This window comes from Roseovarius sp., assembly GCF_040219995.1.
Taxonomy (GTDB): Bacteria; Pseudomonadota; Alphaproteobacteria; order Rhodobacterales; family Rhodobacteraceae; genus Roseovarius.
On sequence record NZ_JAVJUC010000022.1, the window covers coordinates 52,317 to 75,415 of the forward strand.

The window sequence follows — 23,099 nt, forward strand, 5'->3', positions numbered from 1 at the left end:
GCCCCGTGCCGGGCTTCGTCGTTTTGGCGTCAGTTTTCCTCGTGGCGGCGCGGATCGGCGGGATAGACGCCGAGAATGGTGATGTCCGAGGTGAAGTAATCCAACTCATCGAGCGCGCGCGCGACGGCGGGCTCGTCCGGGTGGCCCTCGATATCGGCGTAGAATTGCACGACGTTGAAATTGCCGCCGATCATGTAGCTTTCCAGCTTGGTCATGTTGACGCCATTGGTGGCAAAGCCGCCAAGCGCCTTGTAGAGCCCTGCCGGGATCGAGCGCAGGCGAAACACCAGCGTCGTCATCATCCCGTTCTCGCCGCGCTGCGCGAAATCGGGCTCGCGCGCCATCACCAGAAAGCGGGTAGTGTTGGTGCCGTGATCCTCTATGTGGCGCGCGACCACCTCGAGACCGTAGATCTCACCCGACAGTTCACTGGCCAGCGCGGCCAGTTCCGGGCGGCCCTTTTCGGCCACATGGCGGGCCGATCCGGCGGTGTCGGCGCCGGTCACGCGGTGGATGCCGTGGCGCTCCAGAAAGGCGCGGCACTGGCCCAGAAGCATGGTGTGGCTCATCGCCTCTTCGATCTGGTCAAGCCGCACGCCGGGCAGGGCGAGCAGGTTTATATGCACCCGCACAAAGGCCTCACCCACGATATGCAGCCCCGATTCGGGCAGCAGGTGGTGGATGTCGGCGACCCGTCCGAAGGTCGAGTTTTCGACTGGCAGCATGGCAAGATCGGCGCGCCCCTCGCGCACCGCCGCGATCGCGTCCTCGAAGGTGCGGCAGGGCAGCGGCTCCATCTCCGGATATGTCTCGACGCAGGCCTGATGCGAATAGGCGCCCGGCTCTCCCTGAAAGGCGATGCGGTTTGTCATGCGGTTTTTCCGTAATTTCGGCCCGGAAGGGCGTTTGGTCGCGGAAACTACACCTTGCGCGGCGGTAGGGGAAGCGGATAGATACGCGCCCAAGCGACAGAGCAAACGGAAGCGAGCCAATGTTCGACACAATGACACTGACCAAGACCGCCGGGGCGTTTTGCGGGGCCCTGCTCATCTTTCTGCTGGGCAACTGGGCGGCCGAGTCGATCTATTCCATGGGCGGCGGGCATGGTGAGGATCACGCACAAGGCTACGTGATCGACACCGGCGGGGACGAGGCCGAAGAAGAGGTCGAGGACGAAGGCCCGGATCTTGCGGCGCTTTTTGCAGAGGCGGATGCCTCCAAGGGCGAGCGCGTGTTCAACAAGTGCAAGGCGTGCCACGTGCTCGAGGATGGCGCGAACGGGGTTGGCCCGCATCTTTATGACGTGGTTGGTCGCGAGGTCGGGTCTGTCGATGGGTTCGGCTATTCCGGCGCGCTGAGCGAGGCGGCGGATGTCTGGGGGGCCGAGGAGCTCTTTGCCTTTCTGGAAAACCCGGCTGGCTATGCGCCGGGCACGAGCATGGGCTTTGCCGGTCTGGGCAAACCCGAGGATCGCGCCAACGTGATCGCCTATCTCGACCAAAGCGACGGTGAGACCGATATATCCATCGAAGCCTCCGCTGAAGCCCCGGCAGAGGAGGCTGCGGCAGAAGAGGCCCCGGCTGAAGAGGCTGCGACCGAGGAGGCCCCGGCTGAGGAGGCCCCCGCAGAGGAAGCTCCTGCAGAAGAGGCCGCCAGCGAGGAAGCCCCTGCAGAGGAAACTGCGGCCGAAGAGGCTCCCGCCGAGGAAGCTGCGACCGAAGAGGAAGCCGCTGCTGAGGAAACAGCTGCCGAGGAAGCGCCGGCCGAAGAGGCCGCCACCGAAGAGGCCGCCACTGAGGAGGCCGCCACTGAGGAGACCGAAAGCGCGGATGCAGGCGGATCTGAATTTGCCGCCATGGTTGCCGCCGCGGATGCGGGCAACGGCGAGAAACTTTATCGTCGCTGCCAGGCGTGCCACAAGCTAGAGGATGGCGCGAATGGCGTCGGGCCGCATCTCTACGGTGTCGTGGATCGTGAGATCGCCGGTGTCGACGGGTTCAACTATTCCGACGCGCTCAAGGGCATTGATGGCGCCTGGACGCTCGACCAACTCAGCGCCTGGATCGAGAACCCGCGGGAATTCGCGCCGGGCAACCGGATGGGCTTTGCCGGGCTCAAGGACGAGCAGGACCGCGCCGACCTGATGGCCTATCTCCAGACCATCGGCAACTGAGCCGAACACGATACCGTGAGAATGGCCGCTCCCCAATCAGGGGGCGGCCTTTTTCATGGGCCACGGCTATCGGCGCTTGAACAAGCTGCCCCCCCTCCTTAGCTTGCCGGGGACGGATCAAGCGCCAGATACAGAATAGGTGCGACAGCAGGAGGATGACATGACCGGACAGCAAGCCCCGGCCAAGGCCCCGAGTTTCGACATTTTCGCGATCTGGCGCGGGGTGGTCCTGCTCACGGGGCTGTGCATCGCGGCGCTCATGGCGCAGGCGGCAGCGGCGGATGAGCATGAAAAGGTCATCACCTCGCATGGCTATTCGTTCTTTGGCGATCTCAAATATCCCGCCGATTACGAGCATTTCGATTATGTGAACCCGGACGCGCCCAAGGGCGGTGAAATCTCGCTTTATGCGCCCGGCACGTTCGATTCGATGAACCCCTATTCGCGCAAGGGGCGCGCCGGGCGGCTGTCGTGGATGGTCTATGAGAGCCTCTTGGGCGGGTCCGAGGCCACCGGAGAGCCGCTGCCCGGGGATCGTTATAACGAGAGTTACGGGCTGTTGGCCGAGAAATTGGAATATGACGAGGGCAAGACCTGGGTGATCTTCCACATGCGGCCCGAGGCGCGGTTTGCCGATGGCACGCCGGTCACCGCGCAGGATGTGGTGTTCTCGCATAACCTCTTTCTGGAGCAGGGGCTGCGCTCTTATGCCGAGGCGGTCAAGCGCCGGGTGCTGAGCGCCGAGGCGCTGGATGACCACCGGGTCAAGTTCACCTTTGCCGAGGGCATCTCGCGTCGGTCCCTGATTGATCAGGTCGGTGGCACGCCGGTCTTTCCGCGCAAGTGGTATGAGGAAAACGACGCGCGGCTGGATGAGCCCCGGCTGGAAGCGGCACCGGGGTCCGGCCCTTATCAGGTCAAAAGCTCGGAGGTGAACCGCAATATCGTCTATGAGCGCAACCCCGATTACTGGGGCTGGCACCTGCCGATCAACAAGGGGCGGCACAATTTCGACCGCATCCGGATCGAGTATTTCGCCGATGACAATGCCGCCTTCGAGGCATTCAAGGCGGGCATCTATACCTTCCGCCCCGAGGGCAATTCCAAGACATGGGCGACGGGCTATGATTTCCCGGCGGCCAATCAGGGATACGTGGTGAAAGAGGAATTGCCCGACGGGCTGCCGCCGACGCCCTCGGGCTTTGTCTTCAACCTCGGGCGCGAGGTGTTGCAGGACAAGCGGGTGCGGCAGGCGATCGCGCTCGGGTTCAATTTCGAATGGACCAACCAATCGCTGCAATACGGCCTGTTCAAGCAACGGCATTCCTTTGTGCAGGACACGCCGTTGCAGGCCGAGGGCGTACCCGAGGGCGGGGAATTGGAGCTGCTTAAATCGCTTGGCGATCTGGTGCCGCAAGAGATGCTGACCGAGCCTGCGGTCATGGCCCACGAGTCCAATGGTGACCGGCTGAATGATCGGCGCAACCTGCGCCGTGCGATGAAACTGCTGGACGAGGCGGGCTGGCCGGTGGGTGACGACGGCAAGCGGCGCAATGCGGATGGCGAATTGCTGACCATCGAGATCCCGATTTCGGCCTCAGGCTCCGCCACCATGTCGGCGGTGGTCGAAAGCTTTGTGTCGAACCTGCAACTTATGGGCATCGACGCGCGCTTCGACAAGATCGACGCGGCGCAATATACCGCCCGCGAGCGCGACCGCGATTACGACCTGATCTTTGACAGTTACATCGCCTTTCTGGAAGCGGGCACCGGGCTGCATCAGCGCTATGGCAGCCAGGAGGCCGAGTTCAGCCTGTTCAATCCGGCGGGGCTGGCGAGCCCGATGGTCGATGCGATCATCGATCGCGCGCTCGAGTCGGGCAGCAAGGAAGAGCAGGACGTCGCGCTGACCGCGCTCGACCGGGCGCTGCGCCATGAGTTCTTCATGATCCCGACCTGGTATCTCGACAAGAGCTGGGTCGCCTATTGGGACATGTATGACTATCCCGAGCCCTTGCCCGCCTATGCCACCGGCGTGCTGGATTTCTGGTGGTATGACGAAGAGAAGGCGCAGGCGCTGAAAGACGCGGGCGCGCTTTGATCCGGGCCAAGATTTTGGAGAATCACTGAGATGGGGGCCTATATCCTGCGGCGGCTGTTGCTGATCGTGCCGACGCTCTTTGGCATCATGGTCATCAACTTTGCGCTGGTGCAGTTCGTGCCGGGCGGCCCGGTCGAACAGATGATCGCCAACATGCAGGGGCAGGGCAATGTGTTCGAGAGTTTCTCGGGCTCCGGTTCCGACACCGGGCAGGATATGGGCGGCGGTGCAGGCGGCAACGAGCAATATGTCGGTGCACGCGGCTTGCCACCGGAACTGATCGCCGAGTTGGAGGAACAATTCGGCCTCGACAAGCCGCCGCTGGAGCGGTTTTTCAACATGATGTGGAACTACATGCGCTTCGATTTCGGAGAGAGCTATTTCCGCAAGATCGACGTGCTGGATCTGGTGCTGGAGAAGATGCCGGTCTCGATCACGCTCGGGTTGTGGTCCACGGTCATCGCCTATCTGGTGTCGATCCCGCTGGGCATTCGCAAGGCGGTGCAGGATGGATCGCGGTTCGATACATGGACCAGCGGGCTGATCATCGTGGCCTATGCGATCCCGGCCTTTCTGTTCGCGATCATGTTGCTGGTTCTCTTCGCGGGGGGAAGTTACTTTCAGATCTTCCCGCTGCGTGGCCTCACCTCGGATAATTTCGAGCAATTGAGCCTGTTTGGTAAAATCGCCGATTACCTCTGGCATATCGCGCTGCCGGTCATCGCCTCGACGATTTCGGCCTTTGCGACGCTGACGCTACTCACCAAGAACAGCTTTCTTGACGAGATCAAGAAGCACTACGTGATGACCGCGCGGGCCAAGGGGCTGGGCGAGCGCCGGGTGCTTTATGGGCATGTGTTCCGCAACGCCATGCTGATCGTGATCGCGGGCTTTCCGGCGGTGTTCATCGGGGTGTTTTTCGGTGGCTCTGTCCTGATCGAGACGATCTTTTCGCTCGACGGGCTGGGGCGGCTCGGCTTTGAGGCCGCCGTGGGGCGCGATTACCCGGTGATGTTCGGCACGCTGTTCCTGTTCGGCCTGATCGGCCTGATCGTCGGCATCCTGTCGGATCTTATGTATGTGCTGGTCGATCCCAGGATTGATTTCGAGAAGCGGGAGGGCTGAGCGCGTGATCCGGCTGTCTCCTCTCAATCAGCGGCGCTGGCGCAATTTCCGGCGCAATGGGCGGGCCTTCTGGTCGCTGATCCTCTTTTCGGTGATCTTCACCATCACGCTCTTTGCCGAGTTTGTGGCCAATGACAAACCGATCCTCGTGCAGTATCGCGGCGAGTTCTACGCGCCGATTTTCAGGTTTTATCCCGAGACCGCCTTTGGCGGGGATTTCCAGACCGAGGCGATCTATCGCGACCCCGAGGTGCAATGCCTGATCGCGAGCGGCGGGATGGATGTCTGTTTCGACGACCCCGAAGGCGTGATCGCGGATGCCGAGGATGGGCTGGTTGACGGCGAAGAGATCATGAAGGGCTGGGCGATCTGGCCACCCATTCCCTATAGCTACGATACCACCGTGGACCGGCCCGGTGCGGCACCCCTGCCGCCCAACGAGCAGAACTGGCTGGGTACCGATGATACCAAGCGCGATGTGCTGGCGCGGGTGATCTACGGGTTCCGCCTGTCGGTGATGTTTACGCTGATCGTGACGCTGCTGTCGTCGGTGATCGGGGTTTTCGCAGGCGCGGTGCAGGGCTATTTCGGCGGGCGAACGGACCTGATCTTTCAGCGGATCATTGAGATCTGGGCCTCGACCCCGCAGCTTTACGTGATCATCATCCTCTTCGCGATCCTGCCGCGAAGTTTCTGGCTGTTGGTGGTGATCACGGTGCTGTTTGGCTGGATGGCGCTTGTGGGCGTGGTTCGGGCCGAGTTCCTGCGTGCGCGCAATCTCGAATATGTGCGGGCGGCCAAGGCGCTTGGTGTCAGCAACATCACCATCATGTTCCGCCACATGCTGCCCAATGCGATGGTGGCGACGCTGACGATGCTGCCCTTTGTGATCACCGGCACGATCTCGCTGCTGGCGGGGCTGGATTTCCTGGGCTTCGGGCTGCCGTCGTCGTCGCCCTCGCTGGGGGAGCTAACGCTACAGGCCAAGCAGAACCTGCAAGCGCCTTGGCTCGCCTTCACCGCGTTTTTCGCCTTTGCCATCATGCTGTCGCTGCTGGTGATCATCTTTGAGGGCGTGCGCGACGCGTTCGATCCCAGAAAGACGTTTGAATGAGTGTGCTGACGGTCAGTGATCTGCGGGTGAGTTTCCGGCAGGACGGGCAATTGATCCCGGCGGTCAGGGGCGTCTCGTTCAGCGTCGACCGGGGTGAGACGGTGGCGCTGGTGGGCGAGTCTGGCTCGGGCAAATCGGTCACGGCACTCTCGACCGTGTCGCTGTTGGGGGCCTCGGCGGAGGTGACGGGCAGCGTCACCTATGCGGGGCAGGAGATGATCGGCGCGGATGACAAGCGCCTGCGGCAGGTGCGCGGCAACGATATCAGCTTCATCTTCCAAGAGCCGATGACCTCGCTCAACCCGCTGCACACGCTGGAAAAGCAGCTGCGCGAGAGCCTTGAGTTGCATCAGGCGCTGACCGGCGATGCGGCACGCGCGCGGATCGTGGAGTTGCTGGAGCGGGTCGGCATTCGGGACGCGCAGAGCCGTCTCGGCGCCTATCCGCATCAGCTGTCGGGCGGGCAGCGGCAGCGCGTGATGATCGCCATGGCGCTGGCCAACAAGCCCGACATCCTGATCGCGGATGAGCCGACCACCGCGCTCGATGTGACCATTCAGGCGCAGATCCTCGACCTGCTGGCCAATCTCAAGCGCGACGAGGGGATGGGACTTTTGTTCATCACCCATGATCTGGGGATCGTGCGGCGCATCGCTGACAAGGTCTGCGTGATGAAGGATGGCGAGATCGTCGAGGCGGGCACGGTGGACGAGGTCTTTGCCGCGCCGAAACATGACTATACGCGCAAACTGCTGGGCGCGCAGGCCGTCGGCAAGCCCGCGCCGGTGCCCGAGGGCGCGCAGGTGGTGGCGGAAACCCATGACCTGCGCGTGTGGTTCCCCATTCAAAAGGGGTTTCTCAAGCGTACCGTCGGCCATGTGAAGGCGGTCAACGCCGCCACATTGCAGGTCAGGGCGGGGGAGACGCTTGGTATCGTCGGCGAGAGTGGGTCGGGCAAGACGACGCTGGCGCTCGCCATCATGCGGCTGATCGCGTCGCAGGGGCAGATTGGCTTTGTCGGTGAGAATGTGCATGGCTGGTCGACGCGTGAGTTGCGCAAGCGCCGGGCGCAGATGCAGATCGTTTTTCAGGACCCGTTCGGCAGCCTTTCCCCCCGCATGACCGCCGCGCAGATCATCGCTGAGGGGCTGGGCGTGCATGGCAATCCGGGCGGGCGGCCGCAGCGCGATCTGGTCGCCGAGGTGATGGAGGAGGTGGGTCTCAACCCCGCCACGATGGACCGGTATCCACATGAGTTTTCCGGCGGGCAGCGGCAGCGCATCGCCATCGCCCGCGCCATGATCCTGCGGCCCAAGCTGGTGGTGCTGGACGAGCCGACAAGCGCGCTTGATATGACCGTGCAGGTGCAGATCGTGGACTTGTTGCGCGATTTGCAGGTGAAATACGGGCTGGCCTATCTCTTCATCAGCCATGACCTGCACGTGGTACGCGCCATGAGCCACCGGGTACTGGTGATGAAGGATGGCGATGTCGTGGAGGCGGGTGAGGCCGAGATCCTCTTTACCGCGCCGCAGACCGAGTACGCGCGCACCCTGCTGGCCGCCTCGATGGAAGGGCGGGCAGAGGCACAGCCCGGTCAGATCGCCGAGCTGTGACCCTGTTCGTTCATCTCGTAGGTGTCGAACTGCCGTGCGATCATCCGGGTCAGCGGGCGCGCCTCTTGCGGGATGAACAGGCCGTTATCATCAAGCTTCAAGTGTCCGGCATAGGCGCGCGCCACCTTCGAGAGCATGTCGTGTAATGCCGCGCTTGAGATGTCGAAATCGCGGGTGATCTCGGCCGCGTCGATGCGGAATTCGCACATCAGCTGTTCGATCAGCCGCGACCGCAGCCTGTCGTCGTCCGAGAACACATGCCCCCGTGTGGTCGAGAAGCGCCCCTCGCGGATCGCCCCGGTATGGGCCCCGGTGGCGGGGGCGTTCTGCGCGTAGCCTTGCGGAAAGCGCGAGATCGACGACGCCCCGAGCCCGATCAGAACATCGGCGCTGTCGTCGGTATAGCCTTGGAAATTACGCCGCAGTCGACCGGCCTTTTGTGCCACGCTCAGACCATCATCCTTGGTCGCGAAATGGTCGATTCCGATCTCGTCGTAGCCGTCCCAGAGAAACAGTCGGCGGGCCGTGTCGAAGAGGGCGAGCCGTTCCTGCGGGGTGGGCAGGGCATCCGAGGGGATCATCTGCTGACGCTTGGCCATCCACGGCACATGCGCATAACCATAAAGGGCGACGCGATCGGGGTTGAGCGACAGGAGTTTCTGCACACTCTCGGTGATCCGGGCCTTGGTCTGGTGCGGCAAGCCGTAGAGGATATCGGCGTTGAGGCTGGCCACGCCACGCGCGCGGATCTCTTCGGCGGCCCAACGGGTGATGTCATAGCCTTGCAGACGGCCGATGCTTTTCTGAATCTCCTCGTCGAAATCCTGCACGCCGATCGAGGCGCGGTTCATGCCCGCCGCGGCAAGTGCGTCGAGGCGCGCACCGTCGATTTCGTTCGGGTCGATCTCGACCGAAAATTCCGTGGTGTCGGTAAAAGGGGCAATATCCCGAATGGCACCTGCCAGTTCACTCATCATGCCTGGCGACAGGAGCGTGGGCGTCCCTCCGCCCCAATGCAGCCGCGACAGGCGCACGTTCTTGGGCAGGTGCGCGCCAAGCATGGCAATCTCGGTTTTCAGCGTTTCAAGATAGGCCTGCACCGGCTTGTCGCTCTGGGTGCCCTGGGTGCGGCAGGCGCAGAACCAGCAGAGCCTTCGGCAGAACGGCACATGCACGTAGAGAGAAACCTCCGCGCCCTCTGGTATAGCCTTGATCCAACTGCTAAAATGGCCGGAACCCACGACGCGGTTGAAGTGAGGCGCGGTCGGGTAGCTGGTGTAGCGTGGCACTTTGGCGTCAAAAAGACCCAGTTTGCCTAGTTGAGTTTGCGTATCCATGTGCCTAGGATTACGTGTGGCCCGGGGTCGAAGCCTTGACCCAGATCAAAATGCGAAAAAAGTGACCCCCTGATGCTGAAAGAACCCGCCCCCAGTGCACCGCATGAATGTGCGGATTGTCCGATCCGCCATCGCGCGGTATGTGCGCGGTGTGAATCCGACGAGTTGGAGCTGCTGGATCAAATAAAGTATTATCGCAGTTTCGAGGCCGGGCAGACGCTGATCTGGTCCGGCGACCATATGGATTTCGTGGGTTCGGTCGTCACCGGCATCGCCACATTGACCCAGACCATGGAGGACGGGCGCACGCAGATGGTGGGCTTGCTATTGCCCAGTGATTTCGTGGGTCGCCCGGGGCGTGATAGCGCGGCCTATGACGTGGTGGCGACGACCAATATCGTGATGTGCTGCTTCCGCAAGAAACCCTTTGAAGAGATGATGGTGCGCACCCCGCATATCGCGCAGCGCCTGTTGGAAATGACGCTGGATGAACTTGATGCAGCGCGCGAGTGGATGCTGGTGCTGGGACGCAAGACCGCGCGGGAGAAGATCGCCTCGTTGATCGCGATCATCGCGCGGCGCGATGCGGCCCTGAACATGGTCGGTATGCGCGGGCCTTTGACGGTCGATCTGCCGCTGACGCGTGAGGCGATGGCCGATTATCTCGGGCTGACGCTGGAAACTGTCAGTCGTCAGGTCTCGGCGCTCAAGAAGGACGGGGTGATCGCACTCGAAGGCAAGCGCCGCGTGACGATCGCTGATTTCAACCGGCTACTGGACGAAGCGGGCGATGACAGCGATGGCGGGCTGCTTGCCTGACACTTTGCCCTTCGCCACCTACGACGTGTTCAGCGCGCGTCGATTTGCAGGCAATCCGCTGGCAATTGTTGAACAGGCCGACCGTTTGAGCACGGCGCAGATGCAGACCATCGCGCGCGAGTTCAACCTCTCGGAGACGATTTTTGTCCAACAGCCCGATGACCCTGCGCATGACGCAAAAGTGCGCATCTTCTTTCCGACAGCCGAGATACCATTTGCCGGGCACCCGACTATCGGCTGTGCCATTCACCTCGCGCTCAAATCGGCACCGGAGAGGGATTTCGAGACTGCGATCACGCTTGAGGAAGTCGCCGGCCTCGTGCCGGTCCGGGTCTCGCGCATCGGCGAAAGATTGCAGGCGGAGTTTCGTGCCCCGGTTCTGCCCCACCCGCCCGAGCACGGGGCCCTGCCCGACGTCGGGATATTGGCCGCTGCGGTGGGGCTCAACCCGGAAATGATTGGGACCGGCGCACACAGGCCGGGCCTGTGGCAGGGCGGTCCAAGCTATCTCTACGTGCCCGTACGCGACCTTGAGGCTTTGGCCGCCGCGCGCCCCAGCGAACCTGCATGGAGCCGCGCAATGGAGATAGCCGCAGCCGATAGCATCTATCTCTATGCGCCCCTGCCACCTGGCCAGGGCGCGGATTTCCGCGCCCGCATGTTTTCGCCCACCGCTGGAATTCCCGAAGATCCGGCCACCGGTTCTGCGGCTGCGATCATGGCCGCACAACTGCGCGCCGCCGGTGTGGTGCAAGAGGGCGAGACCCGACTGACCCTGCATCAGGGGGTGGAGATGGGACGCGCCTCTGTAATTGACCTTCGAATTCTTACACGGGACGGTGCGTTGGCCGAAATTCATGTCGGCGGCAGCGCCGTGCCGGTCAGCCGGGGTCGGGTTTACTGTCCCGGCTGATTATCCTGATCGTCTAGTGCGCCATGAACACCGGCAGGTTGGCCTGTTCCAGCATGTAGCGGGTCGCGCCGCCGAAGATCGCCTCGCGAAAGCGCGAATGCCCATAGGCCCCCATCACCACCATGTCAGCATCCATGTCACCCGCGTGGCGCAACAGCACGTCCGAGACGCGCGGCAGGGTCTTGGAGAGCACGTCGATCTCGACCTTGATGCCGTGGCGGGCGAGGTATTGCGACAAGAGCCCACCGGGATCGGAGCGATTGGGGCCGTGGCTGGGCGGGTCGATGACCACAACGTGAACCACATCCGCGCGCTTCAGCAGGGGCAGGGCGGCGCGGACGGCGCCAAGTGCCTCGCTGCTTTCGTTCCAGCCCAGCATGATGCGCGCCGGGCGCGGAACGGGCGTGCCGCCCTTGGGGGCCACGAGGACCGGGGTGCGGCCTTCGAAGAGGGCCGATTCGGTCACCGGCTCAAGTTCGGCCCCGCGCCCTTCGGCGTAGGGTTGCGGCAGAATGACCATGTCGGAGAACCTTGCGCGGGCCGCGACATGGCGTCCCAGATCGGCGAGTTGGCTGACGCCGACCTCAACGCCCCAGCGGAGGGCGGACCCGCCCAGAACCTTGCGGGCCTTGGCCTCGATCGCCTCGGACTCTTCCTGAGCGCGGGCGATGGTCTCCTGCAGGACGATGGCGCTCGCCCCAGCGTAGTAATAGCCGGACTGGCTACGGTCCACGCCGAGACAGAGCACGTCAAGATGCGCGTCATGCTCGGTGGCGGCGGCCATGGCATGGTCGAGGGTTTCGTCAACAAGCGACTCGTCGGTCAATACTGTGAACAGGCTGTTATAGGTCATGTCGCATTCCTTTGACCGTGTTGCGTTTGAATGCAGCATATGAGTCGATATGGGGTGGCGCCTTGACGCGGATCAAGAGATAGCCATTCAGGTTTTGATACAGATCAAGGATAGTTGACTCCGATCCTATCATTACGGGGCACAGTCTAAACGCGCCCGTGCGGGTCAGCGACTCGTGCGGAAAGAGACGAAGGGACGCAACATGACGAACTATATCAAGCTGATCGTGCTTGGTCTGATCACGCTATTCGCGTTGATCGCGGCCAATTACGCGCGCGATCTGGCCTATCTGGTCAATGCGCTGACGGTGGCGCTGGTGGCCGGCGGGCTGTTTTTGTGGACGCTGCGCCACACCGATGAACCGAAGGCCAATATCGACCTGTCGGGCGAATACATGGACGGTGTCGTGCGCGCCGGGGTCGTCGCAACGGCCCTCTGGGGTGTCGTGGGCTTTCTCGCGGGCACGTTCATTGCCTTTCAGCTTGCCTTTCCGCAGCTCAATTTCGATTGGGCGCAAGGATATGCGAATTTCGGGCGGTTGCGTCCGCTACACACATCGGCGGTGATTTTCGCGTTTGGCGGCAACGCGCTGATCGCCACCTCGTTCTACGTGGTGCAGCGCACGAGTGCCGCGCGGCTATGGGGCGGGAACCTCGCGTGGTTCGTGTTCTGGGGCTATCAGCTTGTGATCGTGCTGGCTGCCACCGGCTATCTTCTGGGTGCCACGCAGTCCAAGGAATACGCAGAGCCCGAGTGGTATGTCGATCTGTGGCTGACGGTGGTCTGGCTGGCCTATCTGGCCGTGTTCCTGGGCACTATCGTCAAGCGCAAAGAGCCGCATATCTACGTGGCCAACTGGTTTTACCTGTCGTTCATCATCACCGTCGCGATGCTGCATGTGGTCAACAACCTGAGCATTCCGGTCTCGGTCTTCGGCTCCAAGTCCGTGCAGGTCTTCTCGGGCGTGCAGGACGCGATGACGCAGTGGTGGTACGGGCACAACGCCGTGGGCTTCTTCCTGACTGCCGGATTCCTCGGGATGATGTATTACTTCGTGCCGAAGCAGGCGGAACGCCCGGTCTATTCCTACAAGCTGTCGATCATCCACTTCTGGGCGCTGATCTTCATCTATATCTGGGCCGGTCCGCACCACCTGCATTACACCGCGCTGCCGGACTGGGCCTCGACCCTCGGCATGGTGTTCTCGATCGTGCTGTGGATGCCGTCCTGGGGCGGAATGATCAACGGTCTGATGACGCTCTCGGGCGCGTGGGACAAACTACGCACCGATCCGATCATCCGGATGATGGTGATTTCCATCGGGTTCTACGGCATGTCGACCTTTGAAGGTCCGATGATGTCGATCCGCGCGGTGAACTCGCTGTCGCATTACACCGACTGGACCATCGGGCACGTGCATTCGGGCGCGCTCGGCTGGAACGGGATGATCACCTTCGGCGCGCTCTACTTCCTCGTGCCCAAGCTGTGGAACCGCGAGCGGCTCTATAGCCTGAGCCTGGTGAGCTGGCACTTCTGGCTCGCGACCATCGGCATCATTCTCTACGCCGCCGCCATGTGGGTGACGGGGATCATGGAGGGCCTGATGTGGCGCGAAGTGGATGCCAACGGCTTCCTCGTGAACTCATTCGCCGATACCGTGGCTGCGAAACTGCCGATGTATATCGTGCGTGGCCTGGGCGGGGTGCTGTTCCTCAGCGGGGCGCTCATCATGTGCTACAACCTCTGGATGACTGTGAAGCGTTCGCCGGCTGTCGAAGCCACGAACAGCGCAGTCCCGGCTGAATAAGGAGGGCCGGAGAGATGGCAATTCTGGACAAACACGCAATCCTGGAAAAGAACGTCACGCTTCTGGCGATCTTTGCCTTCCTCGTGGTCACCATCGGGGGGATCGTACAGATCGCCCCGCTGTTCTGGCTCGAAAACACCATCGAGGATGTAGAGGGCATGCGCCCCTATTCCCCGCTGGAACTGACCGGGCGCGATATCTACGTGCGTGAGGGCTGTTACGTCTGCCATAGCCAGATGATCCGCCCGATGCGCGACGAGGTTGAGCGGTATGGGCATTACTCATTGGCGGCAGAATCGAAATACGATCACCCGTTCCAGTGGGGCTCAAAGCGGACGGGGCCGGATCTGGCCCGCGTAGGCGGCCGTTACTCGGATGAGTGGCATGTCGATCACCTGCGCGATCCGCAATCCGTGGTGCCGGAATCGGTGATGCCGAAATACGGCTTCCTAGAGGACCGGATGATTGAGCCGGAGCATATCGAGGATCTGCTGGGAACGCATCGCCTTGTGGGCGTGCCCTATACCGACGAGATGATCGAGAACGCCAAGGCCGATTTCAATGTGCAGGTCGATCCGTTCGGCGACACCGATGGTCTGCTCGCCCGCTATCCCAAGGCGCAGGTGCGCAATTTCGACGGGCAGCCGGGGATTTCCGAGGCGGATGCGCTGATCGCCTATCTGCAAATGCTGGGCACGCTGGTTGATTTCTCGACCTTCACGCCCGTGGCAAACCGGTAAGGAGGACAGATCATGGAAACCTATTCCCTGCTGCGCCAATTCGCCGATAGCTGGATGTTGCTGGTGCTGTTCGCGTTCTTCATCGGGGTGGTGATTTGGGTCTTTCGGCCCGGTGCCAGCAAGACCTACGAGAACCCGTCGAACATCCCCTTCCGGCACGAAGACAAACCGGCACCCGCACGGGATGCCGACGCCAAGGAGGCGTAAGACATGGCCAAGAAACCAACCAAGAAACAGGAACCGGATACCACTGGCCACGAGTGGGACGGTATCCAGGAATACAACAACCCCCTGCCGCGCTGGTGGCTGTGGACCTTCTACGCCTGCATCGTCTGGGCGCTTTGGTATGTCGTCGCCTATCCCGCATGGCCGCTGATCAATGAGGCGACGGCGGGCTACAAGGGCTGGTCGACCCGCGCCAATGTGGCTGCGGAATTGGCCGAGGCCGAGGCCGCCAATGCCGAGATCAACGCGCGGCTGGCCTCTGCCGAGTTGACCGCGATCGCGGATGACGCCGAGTTGCAGGGCTATGCGACCTCTGCCGGGGCGGCGGTCTACAAGACTTGGTGCGCGCAGTGCCACGGATCGGGGGCGGCCGGGGCCAAGGGCTATCCCAACCTGCAGGACGACGCCTGGCTCTGGGGCGGTACGATCGAGGATATCCACTACACCGTGGCCCACGGCATCCGGAACGAGGAAGACGCCGATGCGCGCTATTCCGAGATGCCGGCCTTCGGTGATCTTCTGGAGCCCGCGCAGATCGAAGAGGTCGTCAATTACGTCATGTCGCTCTCGGGTGAGCCGCAGGATGCGTCTTTGGTGTCCGAGGGCGAGACCGTCTTCATGGACAACTGCGCCGCCTGTCATGGCGAGCAGGCGCAGGGCGATATCTATCAGGGGGCACCCAATCTCAGCGATGCGATCTGGCTCTATGGTGGGGATTACGAGACGGTGAAATACACGGTCGTCAATTCGCGCTACGGCGTCATGCCACCGATGGGCGGGGCTGACCTGAGCGAGGCCGAGATTCGCGCCGTCGCGCTCTATGTCCACCAGTTGGGCGGCGGCGAGTAACCCCAAAAGAATACCCCGGGCCGCAAGGCCCGGGGGATGGTACCGGTCTTTCCGTCCTGTTCGCGCGTTTCCTGGAAGGACCGGTACCGATTACATCTGCGGATTGGACGATTTGTCAAGCTGGCCCCCTTCGCGGGGGCTTTGTCGTTTTGGTTCAGTCGCGGCGGCGCGCGGTTAGATGCGCCTCCAACTCAGCGCCGCTGCGGGCGTCGAAACGCTCTGCCGGGGGCCAGTGAGCGCGCCCCTGATGGCGGTGGCGGGTTTCGGGGCCGACGTTGAGGCGGGTGGCGGTCCTGAAAGTATTCGCGAAAATTCCTAGCATTGTGTGATCCTTTCCTGTGCTGTTGTTATGCGCTCAATATGGGGCAGGATGGCATCACACGCGACTCTGGAAAATTTTTAACTTGTAAGTTAGGCTAACATCATGGATTGGCAGACCCTTCCCCCTCTGACCGCGCTGCGCGCCTTTACGGCATTGGCCGAGACCGGTGGCACGGCGGCGGCAGGGGCGCGGCTGAACGTCAGCCACGCCGCTGTCAGCCAACAGGTCAAGCAACTCGAGGCGCATCTTGGCGTGGCGCTTGTGGACCGGACGGGGCGGCAGTTGCGGCTGACCGCCGAGGGGCGCGACCTGGCGGATGCGCTCAATTTAGGCTTTGGCGCGATTGCGCGGGCGGTCGAGACGCTGACTGGTGCCGATGCCGACCGCCCGCTGCAAATCTCGACGACGCCGAGTTTCGCCGCGCATTGGCTGATGCCCTGCCTAAGTGAATTCCGGCAGGCGCATCCGCAGATCGACCTGATGATCGATCCGACGCCGCAGATCGTTCAGATGGAGCCGGGCGGGATCGACATCGCCCTGCGCTATGGCACCGGCCACTGGCCGGGGTTGGAGGCGGAGCTCTTGTTCCGCTCGCCGATCGTGGCGGTCGCTGCACCCTCGCTGGTCGAGGGCAAGCGAATCGGCAGCCCTGCCGATCTGGCGGAACTGCCCTGGTTGCAGGAATTCGGCACCAACGAGGCGAGCGACTGGCTGCGCCGTCGTGGTGTGGTCAAGGAACGCGCCGCAGGCCTCGTGCAGGTGCCGGGCAACCTGCTGCTCGACGGCTTGCGCAACGGGCAGGGGGTGGCGGTGACAGTGCGCGAATGGGTGCGTCAGGATATCACGGCGGGGCGATTGCGGCTGCTATTCGAGGAAAGCGAGGATACAGGCTATTATGTGGTGACCCGCCCTGGCGTGCTCCGCCCGCCGGCCAAGGCATTCGTGACGTGGTTGCGCAGACAGGCGCGGCAGACGGTCTCATGTGAATAGATCGATTCAGGAGTCAGAATTTGATGCAGGTCAAAGCTCTTGACCCCGCGCCCTGCCAAAAGACGATCAACAGACGCAAGATATCGGAGTACCTCCGTGGCCGATTCCCAGCCAGACGCCCCCCAATCCCTCTATGCCGCGCGTGAGCCGGTCTTTCCCAAGAAGGTCTACGGCCCGTTTCGCAACCTGAAATGGGTGATCATGATCGTCACCTTGGGCATTTACTATGTCACCCCGTGGATTCGCTGGGACCGCGGGCCCAGCCTGCCGGATCAGGCGGTATTGCTCGATCTGGCGGAGCGGCGGTTCTTCTTCTTCTGGATCGAGATCTGGCCGCATGAATTCTATTTTGTGGCCGGTCTGCTGGTGATGGCCGGTCTGGGGCTTTTTCTGTTCACCTCGGCATTGGGCCGGGTCTGGTGCGGCTATGCCTGTCCGCAGACGGTGTGGACCGATCTCTTCATTCTTGTGGAGCGCTGGATCGAGGGCGACCGCAACGCCCGTCTGCGTCTGCACCGGCAGAATAAGCTGGATGTGCGCAAGGTGCGGCTGCGGCTGACCAAGTGGGTCACGTGGCTCTTGATCGCGGCGGCCACAGGGGGTGCGTGGGTGTTCTACTTTACCGATGCGCCGACGCTCTTGGTCGATCTCTTTACCCTCGATGCGCATCCGATCGCCTATACAACCATTGCCGTCCTGACCGGCACGACCTTTTTCTTCGGCGGGTTCGCGCGCGAGCAGATCTGCATCTATGCTTGCCCCTGGCCGCGCATCCAGGCCGCGATGATGGATGAGGACACACTGACCGTCGGCTACCGCGAATGGCGGGGCGAGCCGCGCAAGAATTCCGAAGAGGTCAGGGACGGGGCTGAGCAGGGCGATTGCATCGACTGCATGGCCTGCGTCAATGTCTGCCCTGTGGGGATCGACATTCGCGACGGGCAACAGCTGGAATGCATTACCTGCGCGCTCTGTATCGACGCCTGCGATGACATCATGGCCAAGATCGGCAAGCCGCGCGGGCTGATCGACTACATGGCCTTCACCGATGAGCAATCCGAACGTGCGGGCGGCGCGCCCAAGCCGATCTGGAAGCACGTGTTCCGACCGCGCACGATGCTCTATACTGCGCTGTGGTCGCTGGTCGGCATCGGCCTCGTGGTCGCGCTGTTCATCCGCTCGGATATCGACATGACCGTGGCCCCGGTGCGCAACCCGACCTATGTCACCTTGTCCGATGGCTCGATCCGCAACACCTATGAGGTCCGGCTGCGCAATAAGCACCACGAGGAGCGGCGCTTCAACCTTGCGGTGACGGGTGATCCGGCGGTGCGGCTGCAACTCGAAGGCACGCCCTATAGTTCCATCACCGTGCCCGCCGACGAGATGCGCCTGCAAAGGGTCTACCTGATCGCGCCTCCGGGGGCGGAAGCGGCGCGGGACGAGCGTACCGATGTGCGGCTCTGGATCGAGGACACGCTGAACGGCGAGCGCGCCTACAAGGACACGGTATTCAACGGAAAGGACAACTGATGACCGAGCGTCAGATCACCGGAAAACACGTGTTCATCGGCTTCGCGTCGGCCTTTGCGATCATCATCGGGGTCAATCTAGTGCTGGCCTTTTCGGCGGTGCGCACCTTTCCGGGGCTGGAGGTCAAGAATTCCTATGTCGCGAGCCAGGAATTCAACGACCGCAAGGCCGCACAGGAGGGTCTGGGCTGGACCATCGCGGCGGATCATGCTGATGGGATGCTGACCCTCGGGATCACCGATGAGGCGGGGGAACCCGTCGAGGTCGCAAGGCTGGAGGCCACGGTCGGGCGCGCCACGCATGTGCAGGACGACCAAACACCCGAGTTTCGCTTTGACGGCAGCGCCTATGTCGCCCCTGTGGCGCTTGGCGATGGCAACTGGAATATCCGCATGAAGGCGTGGGACGAGGCCGGTACGCTCTTTCAGCAGCGGGTCGTTCTGCACAAGGACTAGGGTATGACCGCCACCATGCGCCCCACGCCCTCGGCCTGTCCGGCCTGTTCCGCCGCCCCGGCGGCAGAGGCATTGGCGGCGCGCGACCTGCCCAATGCGCAGATCGCCCTGTCGCTGCCGACGATCCATTGCTCGGCCTGCATTTCCAAGATCGAGCGGGCGCTGAACGATCATCCGCAGGTCAATTCGGCGCGTGTTAACCTCACGCTCAAGCGCGCCAGCATCGACGCCGCGCCCGAGGTGACGGCAGAGGAGATGCGTGCGCTCGTCGAGGGGCTTGGATACGAGGCGCATGAGCTTGATGCGGGCACGCTCAATGCCACCGCGACGGACCGCGCGGGGCGCGATCTGTTGATGCGGCTGGCTGTTGCGGGCTTTGCCAGCATGAATGTCATGCTCCTGTCGGTCTCGGTCTGGTCGGGGGCAGAGGACGCGACGCGGGACATGTTCCACTGGATCTCGGCCGCGATCACGCTGCCCGCGATTGCCTTTTCCGGCGTGCCATTCTTTCGCAATGCCTGGGCTGCGCTGCGCAACGCACGGCTCAATATGGATGTGCCGATCGTTCTGGCCATCGTTCTGGCCATCGTCACCTCGCTGTGGGAGACGATGCTGTCGGGCGAGCATGCCTATTTCGACGCCGCCCTTGCGCTGACGTTCTTTCTGCTGGCCGGGCGCTATCTGGATCACCGGACGCGGGCGATTGCCCGTTCGGCGGCGGAGGAATTGACCGCGCTCGAAGTGCCGCGCGCGACGCGGGTCAGGGACGGCGTCGAAGACGTGGTGAATGTCGCGGAACTGGCGGTGGGCGATCTGATCCTCGTGCGGCCCGGCGGGCGGATGCCGGTGGATGGCGAGATCGTCAGCGGTACGTCGGAGATCGACCGCTCGCTGCTGACCGGCGAGACGCTGCCGGTCTTTGCAGGCGAGGGGCAGGCGGTCAGCGCGGGCGAGGTCAATCTCACCGGCCCGCTGACCATCCGTGCCAGTGCCGTTGGGGCCGAGACCTCGCTGCACCGGATGGCCGATCTGGTGGCCATCGCGGAATCGGGGCGCTCGCGCTACACCTCGCTCGCTGACCGGGCGGCAAAGCTTTATGCGCCGGGGGTGCATATCCTGTCGGGGCTGAGCTTCATCGGCTGGTATCTCTATACATGGGACATGCGCACGGCGCTCAACATCGCGGCTGCGGTGCTGATCATCACCTGCCCCTGCGCGCTTGGCCTTGCAGTGCCTGCGGTGACCACGGCGGCCTCTGGGCGGCTCTTTCGGCGGGGGATGCTGATCAAGCATGAAACAGCGCTGGAACGGCTGGCGCAGGTGGATACGGTGGTGTTCGACAAGACTGGCACGCTCACCACCGGCACGCCGCATCTGACCAATCTCGACGCCCTGCCGCGCGCGGCGATGGAGACGGCGCTCGCATTGGCGCAGGGCTCGTCGCATCCGCTGGCGCAGGCGATCACCAAGGCGGCGCGCGATGCAGGCTTTGCCGCAGCGGAGGTTCGCGACGTGACCGAGGTGCCGGGCTATGGCACCAAAGGGCTGATTGACGGCCAGGAGGTGCGGCTTGGGCGCGCAAGCTGGACCGGGGCCGAGGGGCTGTCGCAAACCGCGACCTATCTGAAGATCGGCGATGCGGCCCCGCTGGCGCTGACCTTCACCGATGCCCTGCGCCCCGGCGCGGAAGAGGCGGTGCAGGCGCTGGTTGCACAGGGCAAGCGCGTGATCCTGATGTCGGGCGACACCACCCCGGCGGTGGAGGCCTTGGCGCAGCGTCTGGGTATCCCGCATTGGATGGCCGAGGCACTGCCTGCCGACAAGGCGGCGCGCGTCGAGGCGCTGCGCGGTGAGGGGGCGCATGTGCTGATGGTGGGTGACGGGCTCAACGATACCGCCGCGCTGACGGCGGCGCATGTGTCGATCTCGCCTGCCACGGCGCTTGATGCCGCACGGGTGGCCTCGGATATCGTGCTTCTGGGCAATGACCTCTCGCCCATCGGGGCGGCCTGCGAGACGGCGAAATCCGCCACCCGCCGCATCCGTGAGAATTTCCGCATCGCCACGGTCTACAACATTATCGCGGTGCCGCTGGCGGTGGCGGGGCTGGCGACGCCGTTGATCGCGGCCTTGGCCATGTCGCTCAGTTCGATTACGGTGTCGTTGAATGCCCTGCGACTGAGGTAAGCGATGAATATCCTCACCTACCTGATCCCGATATCGCTCATCCTGGGGGGGGTTGGCCTCGTTGCCTTTGTGTACACGGTGCGCAGCAATCAGTATGACGATCCCGAGGGCGACGCGCGGCGCATCCTGTCGGATGACTGGGACGACCATCCCAAACCCTGAGCCGTCTTCATCTTGCCGTAAATATCCCGGGGGTTTGGGGGCTGGCCCCCAATCACCCCGTAATCAGCTTGGCCCGATCATGAAGCAGGTCATCTGCTTGGCCTGCAACCGGCGGCAGGCGAGGTCGGCGCTGTCGCGGGTCATGCCCATGAAATTTGCGTCGAACCCGGTGGGCCGTTTCACGACCTTGCGCAGGCTGCCGTCGAGCGTGGCCATTTCGCTGAGAGCGGTCTGCAAGAGCACCTGACGGGCCTTGTACTCGCTGGGGAAGCGGCCCACGTTCACGCCCCAATGCCGCCCGCCGGAAGTGGAGACGCGGGTCACGACCTCTGCCACCGGGTCCGTGGCCTCGGCGCTGGCAAGCGTGACGTCCTTGGGGCGAGGTTCTGGCCGGATGGCAGCATTTACAGCCTCGGCGATAGCTGTGCTGCCCTGTGCGGTTTGGGTGGCGGTCTCGTCCGGAGTGCCAGTCTCGACGGTGCTGTTCTGCGCCGCAAGCAGCGCGCGTTCGATGTCGCCGCTGTCGGCGATGAGCACCGGTGTGGTCTCTGCGCCGGGTCGGGGGCGGGGGCGCAGGCTTTTGCGGACGGCGGCGGCAGCGGCGAGGCGCACGGTTTTGCCGGCAAGCTCAGGGCGCGCGCCACCTGCGGCGATCATAACCGGCTGGCTGCCCATCTTGCCCAGATAGGCCGGGCGGGCCGGGCGGGCGAGGGCCACGCGGCTCGGTGCCTTGCCGAAGCCCAGGTCGAGCAATTCCGCCACCTTGGCATTGCGCGAAGTGGTCGAATTGCCGCCGAAAACCGTGGCGATGATCCGTTCGCCGCCGCGTTCGGCACTGGCCGTGAGGTTGAAGCCCGCCGCGCGGGTATAGCCCGTCTTGATCCCGTCCGCGCCGCTGTAACTCTGGAGCAGGCGGCGATTGGTATGGCTGACAGAGCGCACGCCCGCATGCGTCGTGATGCGCGAGAAGAGATTGTAATAGTCGGGATAGTCGTAGAACAGGTGCCGCCCCAGGATCGTCATGTCGCGCGCGGTGGACAAGTGCCCGCTCTCGGTCAGGCCATGGGCGTTCTTGAACGTGGTGCGTGTCATCCCGAGCGCCTTGGCGGTGCGGTTCATGCGCCGGGCAAACTGTGCCTCGGACCCCTCGATCGCCTCGGCAAGGGCAGTGGCGGCGTCATTGGCGGATTTGACCGCCGCCGCGCGGATCAGGTAGCGCAGGGCGATGGTCTGGCCCGGGCGCAGGCCGAGCTTGCTGGGCGGTTCGCTGGCCGCGAATTTGGAAATCCGCACCTTGTCGTCAAGGCTGATCTCGCCGTTCTCGACCGCTTCGAACACGACATAGAGCGTCATCATCTTGGTGAGTGAGGCGGGGTGCAGTCGCGTATCGGCATTGCGCGCATAAAGCACCTTGCCGTTGCGTGCATCCATCACCAGACCCGCGTAGGGTGCTGCAGCCGCGCTCAACGGCACGATCACCAACATCCAGAAGGTCGCGAACGCCACCAACCCCCAACGGATCGGCTGCCTGCCCCGTGTTTTCATAGAACCGCTCTTTTACTGCCTCGCGCCGCCGATTTTTCGGCTGGCTTGTTTTATTATTGAACGATAGCACAATAGGGTTTTCTTTTAAAGCATTCGTTTGCAACGAGTTTTTGAACGTGCGGCCGGATTCTGGGACAACATGTAGTATGTGTTGCGGGTTGGCCCCTCAAGATGAACCTCGAACCGGGAACAGTCAGGGGTTGCACGTGTCATAAGACATCTGTCCCGCGCCA

At 63.0% G+C, this 23,099-nt stretch carries 21 protein-coding genes; 16 read left to right on the forward strand and 5 right to left on the reverse strand.

What is annotated here, in order from left to right; all coding sequences use genetic code 11:
* Window positions 1-29: 29 nt before the first annotated feature.
* The gene (locus RID11_RS11215) at window positions 30-872 is read right to left on the reverse strand and encodes a prephenate dehydratase (protein WP_350139004.1); all 843 of its coding nucleotides are present in this window, start codon (window positions 870-872) and stop codon (window positions 30-32) included.
* A gap of 119 nt (window positions 873-991) precedes the next feature.
* On the opposite strand from RID11_RS11215, the gene RID11_RS11220 reads away from it, so the two are divergent.
* From RID11_RS11220 to RID11_RS11240, 5 genes are all read left to right on the forward strand, one after another.
* On the forward strand, window positions 992-2,173 hold the full coding sequence (locus RID11_RS11220) for a c-type cytochrome (RefSeq protein ID WP_350139006.1): 1,182 nt from the start codon (window positions 992-994) through the stop codon (window positions 2,171-2,173).
* A 160-nt stretch (window positions 2,174-2,333) separates the two neighbouring features.
* On the forward strand, window positions 2,334-4,274 hold the full coding sequence (locus RID11_RS11225) for an extracellular solute-binding protein (protein WP_502949353.1): 1,941 nt from the start codon (window positions 2,334-2,336) through the stop codon (window positions 4,272-4,274).
* A gap of 30 nt (window positions 4,275-4,304) precedes the next feature.
* Window positions 4,305-5,399, forward strand: a complete 1,095-nt coding sequence (locus RID11_RS11230; RefSeq protein WP_350139008.1) for a microcin C ABC transporter permease YejB — start codon at window positions 4,305-4,307, stop codon at window positions 5,397-5,399.
* 7 nt (window positions 5,400-5,406) lie between these two features.
* Window positions 5,407-6,513 carry an ABC transporter permease gene (locus RID11_RS11235; protein ID WP_350139237.1) on the forward strand — a complete coding sequence of 369 codons (1,107 nt, stop codon included), beginning with the start codon at window positions 5,407-5,409 and terminating at the stop codon, window positions 6,511-6,513.
* The gene (locus RID11_RS11240) at window positions 6,510-8,129 is read left to right on the forward strand and encodes an ABC transporter ATP-binding protein (RefSeq protein WP_350139010.1); all 1,620 of its coding nucleotides are present in this window, start codon (window positions 6,510-6,512) and stop codon (window positions 8,127-8,129) included. Before RID11_RS11235 ends, RID11_RS11240 begins: the two co-directional genes overlap by 4 nt.
* Here the strand turns inward: RID11_RS11240 and hemN are convergent.
* Complete coding sequence (gene hemN, locus RID11_RS11245; RefSeq protein ID WP_350139012.1) at window positions 8,111-9,466, reverse strand: oxygen-independent coproporphyrinogen III oxidase; 1,356 nt, start codon at window positions 9,464-9,466, stop codon at window positions 8,111-8,113. The genes RID11_RS11240 and hemN overlap by 19 nt on opposite strands.
* Window positions 9,467-9,538: 72 nt before the next feature.
* On the opposite strand from hemN, the gene fnrL reads away from it, so the two are divergent.
* Both fnrL and RID11_RS11255 read left to right on the forward strand, forming a co-directional pair.
* Window positions 9,539-10,285 (forward strand): transcriptional regulator FnrL, encoded by a 747-nt coding sequence (gene fnrL, locus RID11_RS11250; protein ID WP_350139015.1) that lies wholly within the window; start codon window positions 9,539-9,541, stop codon window positions 10,283-10,285.
* Window positions 10,257-11,198, forward strand: a complete 942-nt coding sequence (locus RID11_RS11255; RefSeq protein ID WP_350139017.1) for a PhzF family phenazine biosynthesis protein — start codon at window positions 10,257-10,259, stop codon at window positions 11,196-11,198. The genes fnrL and RID11_RS11255 overlap by 29 nt, the downstream gene beginning before the upstream one ends.
* A 13-nt stretch (window positions 11,199-11,211) precedes the next feature.
* Here the strand turns inward: RID11_RS11255 and RID11_RS11260 are convergent, their stop codons facing one another.
* On the reverse strand, window positions 11,212-12,051 hold the full coding sequence (locus tag RID11_RS11260) for a universal stress protein (protein ID WP_350139019.1): 840 nt from the start codon (window positions 12,049-12,051) through the stop codon (window positions 11,212-11,214).
* 202 nt (window positions 12,052-12,253) lie between these two features.
* On the opposite strand from RID11_RS11260, the gene ccoN reads away from it, so the two are divergent.
* From ccoN to ccoP, 4 genes are read left to right on the forward strand one after another with little or no spacing between them, the layout of a single operon-like run.
* The gene (ccoN, locus tag RID11_RS11265; RefSeq protein ID WP_050661380.1) at window positions 12,254-13,858 is read left to right on the forward strand and encodes a cytochrome-c oxidase, cbb3-type subunit I; all 1,605 of its coding nucleotides are present in this window, start codon (window positions 12,254-12,256) and stop codon (window positions 13,856-13,858) included.
* A gap of 14 nt (window positions 13,859-13,872) precedes the next feature.
* Window positions 13,873-14,598, forward strand: coding sequence for a cytochrome-c oxidase, cbb3-type subunit II (gene ccoO / locus RID11_RS11270; RefSeq protein WP_350139022.1), 726 nt, complete (start codon window positions 13,873-13,875; stop codon window positions 14,596-14,598).
* A 12-nt stretch (window positions 14,599-14,610) separates the two neighbouring features.
* Window positions 14,611-14,805 carry a cbb3-type cytochrome c oxidase subunit 3 gene (locus RID11_RS11275; RefSeq protein ID WP_350139025.1) on the forward strand — a complete coding sequence of 65 codons (195 nt, stop codon included), beginning with the start codon at window positions 14,611-14,613 and terminating at the stop codon, window positions 14,803-14,805.
* 3 nt (window positions 14,806-14,808) lie between these two features.
* The gene (ccoP, locus tag RID11_RS11280; RefSeq protein ID WP_350139027.1) at window positions 14,809-15,672 is read left to right on the forward strand and encodes a cytochrome-c oxidase, cbb3-type subunit III; all 864 of its coding nucleotides are present in this window, start codon (window positions 14,809-14,811) and stop codon (window positions 15,670-15,672) included.
* A gap of 154 nt (window positions 15,673-15,826) precedes the next feature.
* Here ccoP and RID11_RS11285 read toward each other — a convergent pair whose 3' ends face one another.
* The gene (locus RID11_RS11285) at window positions 15,827-15,994 is read right to left on the reverse strand and encodes a hypothetical protein (protein WP_160316345.1); all 168 of its coding nucleotides are present in this window, start codon (window positions 15,992-15,994) and stop codon (window positions 15,827-15,829) included.
* A gap of 102 nt (window positions 15,995-16,096) precedes the next feature.
* Between RID11_RS11285 and RID11_RS11290 the strand changes: the two genes are divergently transcribed.
* The 5 genes from RID11_RS11290 (at window position 16,097) to ccoS (ending at window position 21,321) form a co-directional block, all read left to right on the forward strand.
* The gene (locus RID11_RS11290) at window positions 16,097-16,984 is read left to right on the forward strand and encodes a LysR family transcriptional regulator (protein WP_350139030.1); all 888 of its coding nucleotides are present in this window, start codon (window positions 16,097-16,099) and stop codon (window positions 16,982-16,984) included.
* Between the two features lie 96 nt (window positions 16,985-17,080).
* Window positions 17,081-18,517, forward strand: coding sequence for a cytochrome c oxidase accessory protein CcoG (gene ccoG, locus RID11_RS11295; protein ID WP_350139032.1), 1,437 nt, complete (start codon window positions 17,081-17,083; stop codon window positions 18,515-18,517).
* The gene (locus tag RID11_RS11300) at window positions 18,517-18,972 is read left to right on the forward strand and encodes a FixH family protein (RefSeq protein WP_350139034.1); all 456 of its coding nucleotides are present in this window, start codon (window positions 18,517-18,519) and stop codon (window positions 18,970-18,972) included. The genes ccoG and RID11_RS11300 overlap by 1 nt, the downstream gene beginning before the upstream one ends.
* A gap of 3 nt (window positions 18,973-18,975) precedes the next feature.
* The gene (locus tag RID11_RS11305; protein WP_350139037.1) at window positions 18,976-21,159 is read left to right on the forward strand and encodes a heavy metal translocating P-type ATPase; all 2,184 of its coding nucleotides are present in this window, start codon (window positions 18,976-18,978) and stop codon (window positions 21,157-21,159) included.
* 3 nt (window positions 21,160-21,162) lie between these two features.
* Window positions 21,163-21,321, forward strand: a complete 159-nt coding sequence (gene ccoS / locus RID11_RS11310) for a cbb3-type cytochrome oxidase assembly protein CcoS (protein ID WP_037241323.1) — start codon at window positions 21,163-21,165, stop codon at window positions 21,319-21,321.
* A gap of 63 nt (window positions 21,322-21,384) precedes the next feature.
* Here ccoS and RID11_RS11315 read toward each other — a convergent pair whose 3' ends face one another.
* Window positions 21,385-22,866 carry a D-alanyl-D-alanine carboxypeptidase family protein gene (locus tag RID11_RS11315; protein ID WP_350139040.1) on the reverse strand — a complete coding sequence of 494 codons (1,482 nt, stop codon included), beginning with the start codon at window positions 22,864-22,866 and terminating at the stop codon, window positions 21,385-21,387.
* Between the last annotated feature and the right edge of the window lie 233 nt (window positions 22,867-23,099).